Below are 3,680 nucleotides of genomic sequence, written 5' to 3'. Positions count from 1 at the left end.
CCTGAGACCCGGAAGTGGCCGGTTTCGGAAGCATGTGCGGTGTTAATATTGAGGCGAGCTTAGTGCCCACCCAAGAATGAGTGACTCGCAACATACAATATCGGATGTCCCACCTCCGTCATAGCTATGTACCGGGAAATCGCTGAGATTTCCCCTCCGGACCGGCCGCAGCCGGCGAACCGCCCAGCCCACGGCACACCCCTCAGGGCTACATCTCACTTGACGTTCCGTTGTGACCGCCCTTACAGTTTCAATACGAGCATCGGACGTCCTACATCCGATAACCCACGAAACGCGAATGGTGAGGCACCCTATGAGCAAGACGATTCACAGCCTGCCGCTGGTCAATGACGCCAGCCGCCGGAACTTCCTGAAGCTAAGCGGCGCAGTTGGTGCAGCAGCCGCCTTCACGGCAACACTCTCTGCGTGCGGCGGCGCTGCCAGCACCACTACCGGAGCGGCCACCAACACGGCAGCCGTCAATAAGGACCTCACCATTGAGGCAGGCATCTCCTACGCCCTCTCCACCGGCTTTGACCCCCTAAGCTCCTCCGGCGCGACGCCCATGGCAGCCAACCTGCACATTTTCGAAGGCCTGATCGAGCTGCACCCGGCTACCCGCCAGCCTTACAACGCACTCGCGGCAACGGATCCCAAGAAGGTCAACGACACCACCTACCAGGTGACAATCCGCGACGGCGCAAAGTTCCACGACGGCTCCCCCGTCACCACCGAAGACGTTGCTTTCTCCTTCACCCGCGTCATGGACCCCGCGAACAAGTCCTTGTTTTCCCAGTTCATCCCCTTCATCCAGGACGTCAAGCCCGTGGATGCCAAAACGGTGGAGTTCACGCTTAAGTACGCCTTCCCCGGCTTTGGCCCCCGCATTTCAGTAGTCAAGATCGTGCCCAAGGCACTTGCCACCGATCTGAAGGCCTTCGACGCTGCTCCCATTGGATCCGGCCCCTACAAACTCGTCTCAGCAGTCAAGGACGACAAGATCGTCTTCGAAGCTTTCGCCGATTACAACGGTCCGAAGCCCGCACTGGCCAAGGGCATGACCTGGCTGCTGCTCTCGGATGCCGCAGCCCGCGTCACGGCCGTCCAGTCCGGCCGCGTCCAGGCCATCGAAGACGTTCCTTACTTGGACGTTGACGGCCTGAAATCCAAGGTCAAGGTCGAATCCGTCCAGTCCTTCGGCCTGCTGTTCCTCATGTTCAACTGCGCCAAGGCTCCGTTCGATAACAAGCTGGTCCGCCAGGCCCTCCACTACGGCCTGGACAAGGAAGCCATCATCAAGAAGGCACTGTTCGGCAACGCAAAGGCTGCCAGCTCCTACTTCCAGGAAGGCCACCCGGACTACGTCAAGGCCAAGAACGTTTACGGCTTCGATACCTCCAAGGCTGAGGAACTCCTGAAGCAAGCGGGCGTCACCAACCTTGAGTTCGAGCTCCTCACCACGGACACCGCGTGGGTCAAGGACGTTGCCCCGCTGATCCTCGAATCCTGGAACAAAATCCCCGGAGTCAAGGTCACCGTCAAGAGCCTGCAGTCCGGCGCTTTGTACAGCGATCGCGTGGGCAAGGGCGACTTCTCGGTGGTTGCAGCCCCGGGTGATCCGTCCGTGTTCGGCAATGATGCAGACCTCCTCCTGAGCTGGTTCTACTCGGGCGCAACCTGGATGGACAAGCGCGCTTTCTGGACCACCCCGGAGCGCGCCAAGCTGCAGGAGCTGATGAACAAGGGCTCCCAGGCTTCGGGTGAAGAGGCAAAGAAGATCGTTGGCGAGATCGTGGACATGGTCTCGGACGAAGTCCCCCTGTACCCGATCTTCCACCGCCAGCTGCCCAGCGCTTGGGACGAGAAGAAGCTCAACGGCTTCCAGCCCCTGCCCACCACCGGCTTGTCGTTCATCGACGTCGGACGAACTGCCTAAGCACCCTACGAGTTGTGAGGCCCGCTCTGCGGCCTAAACCCCCCGAATAGCGCGCAGAGCGGGCCTCACAACCAGCAGCACCCCAACCAACCGGAGAACAAATTGGTCACGATATTGCGTCTGCTTGGCCGCAGACTTGCAGCATTGCCATTGATGATCCTGGGCATCACGTTGCTCGTCTTCCTCGTCCTGCAGGCCGCTCCCGGCGACCAGGCCAGCTCGGCCCTCGGCGACGGCGCCAGTGAAGAAGCGAAGCAGCAGTACCGCCAGGACAATGGCCTGAACGATCCCCTGGTCCTGCAGTACTTCCGCTTCCTCGGCAAGCTCCTGCAGTTCGATCTCGGCGTCACCACCCCACCAGCCAAGTCAGTGGCTTCCATGATCGGCTCGGCGTTCCCCCTGACGCTGCAGCTCACGTTCCTGGGTGTCCTGATCGCGATCGTGCTCTCGCTCGCGTTCGGCATCCTCGGCGCCCTCTACCGCGACAAGTGGCAGGACCAGTTGGTTCGTGTCTTCTCCATCGCCGCGATCGCTACGCCATCGTTCTGGCTGGGCATCCTGCTCATCCAGTGGTTCGCGCTCGGCGCCAACCCGATGTTCCCCTCGGGCGGAATTGCGACGCCGGAATCCGGCTTCGGCGGGTGGCTCAACTCGATGGCCCTCCCGGCCCTTGCGCTCGGCATTCCTGTGTCGGCATCGCTGATCCGCGTGGTCCGCACCTCCATGGTGGAAGAACTGGACCGCGACTACGTCCGCACTGCTATCGGCAACGGTGTCCCCTACCGCGAGGTTGTCTCCAAGAACGTCCTCCGCAACGCGCTCGTCACCCCGGTGACCGTGCTGGGACTGCGCGTCGGCTACCTGCTGGGTGGCGCCGTCGTGATTGAAATGATCTTCGCCCTGCCCGGCATGGGCCAGCTGATCCTCAACGGCATCACCAACCTGGACGTCAACCTGGTCCAGGGCGTGGTGCTCACCATCTCTGTCACGTTCGTTCTGGTGAACATCGTGGTGGACCTTCTCTACCTGCTCATCAACCCCCGAATCAGGACGGTATAGCTCATGCGCAGCAAGCTCGCAGAACGGCTAAGTGCCCCGGGCATTCGTTTCAAGGCCCTGCCCTGGGGCTCCCGTATCGCCCTGCTCTTCCTCATCGTGATTGTCCTGGCGGCCATTTTCGCCCCGGTCATTGCCCCGCACGATCCCTTGGAGACCTTCATCCCGGCCACGCCGCCGGGCGCTGAACACTTCTTCGGCACGGACCGCCTGGGCCGCGATATCTTCTCCCGACTCCTGTTCGGCGCTCAGTCATCGCTCCTGATCGGCCTCGGCGCAGTTGGCTTGGCCATCCTCGCCGGCGCGCTCCTTGGCTCCTTCGCCGCGACGTCCAGCAAGTCCGTGAACGAGATCATCATGCGGCTCATGGACATCCTCATGGCGTTCCCCGGCATCGCGCTGGCTGCCGTGCTGCTCGCGGCGTTCGGCAACTCGGTGCCCACCATCATCATCGCGATCGCCATCATCTACACCCCGCAGTTGGCCCGCGTGGTCCGTGCCAACGTGCTGGCCCAGTACGGCGAGGACTATGTTCGTGCTGAACGCGTGATCGGTGCCGGCCGCTTCTACATACTGGTCAAGCACATCGTCCGCAACACCGCGGCTCCCGTGCTGGTGTTCGCCACGGTCATGGTTGCCGACGCCATCATCCTCGAAGCCTCGCTCTCCTTCCTGGGCGCCGGCGTGC

At 62.1% G+C, this 3,680-nt stretch carries 3 protein-coding genes; all 3 read left to right on the top strand.

The window, feature by feature from the left end; genetic code table 11:
• Positions 1–298: 298 nt before the first annotated feature.
• Positions 299–1,936 carry an ABC transporter substrate-binding protein gene (locus HP499_RS22085; protein WP_172326240.1) on the top strand — a complete coding sequence of 546 codons (1,638 nt, stop codon included), beginning with the start codon at positions 299–301 and terminating at the stop codon, positions 1,934–1,936.
• Positions 1,937–2,038: 102 nt separating this feature from the next.
• Positions 2,039–2,995, top strand: coding sequence for an ABC transporter permease (locus HP499_RS22080; protein ID WP_170224972.1), 957 nt, complete (start codon positions 2,039–2,041; stop codon positions 2,993–2,995).
• Between the two features lie 3 nt (positions 2,996–2,998).
• Positions 2,999–3,680, top strand: a 682-nt coding sequence (locus tag HP499_RS22075; RefSeq protein ID WP_172326239.1) for an ABC transporter permease, incomplete at its 3' end; no start/stop codon positions are given.

This window comes from Paenarthrobacter sp. CM16 (assembly GCF_013179505.1).
In the GTDB taxonomy this organism is placed as follows: domain Bacteria; phylum Actinomycetota; class Actinomycetes; order Actinomycetales; family Micrococcaceae; genus Arthrobacter.
The sequence above is the reverse complement of the archived record's forward strand: the minus strand, read 5'-3'. Positions and strand labels throughout refer to the sequence as shown.